Origin of the sequence: Carboxydothermus islandicus (assembly GCF_001950325.1) — a bacterium.
Lineage (GTDB): Bacteria > Bacillota > Z-2901 > Carboxydothermales > Carboxydothermaceae > Carboxydothermus > Carboxydothermus islandicus.
Map to the genome: position 1 here is coordinate 1 of NZ_BDJL01000071.1, position 289 is coordinate 289.

Consider the following 289-nt stretch of genomic DNA (forward strand, 5'->3'; position numbering starts at 1 on the left):
AACATCTAATCTGCTGTTCACTCGTTCTACGCTGGTACGTTTTTTGTACTCTCTTTCCCACTTGTAGCTTGCCCGATCTATCGGCGTGAAGATCCTTCGGTCTTCCTTTAATGGGATTCGTATCCCTTGAACTACCGGACACGTTTCTTGCCCTTCGCAGGTTATTCCATACTGCTTGGCTGGACACAATTTCTTCAATGTGTTTCGCTCTTTTTCAAAGCCTCCGTTTGCCATTTCTCTCCGCGTGTTTGTTTTCGGGCAATAACAATAAACGTTACCTTTGTAGTTA

The 289-nt window shown here is 44.3% G+C and carries 1 pseudogene; it reads right to left on the bottom strand.

Going from position 1 to position 289, the window contains the following annotated elements:
* Positions 1-234, bottom strand: a pseudogene (locus ciss_RS13595) (DDE transposase); the annotation flags it as partial.
* Positions 235-289 lie beyond the last annotated feature (55 nt).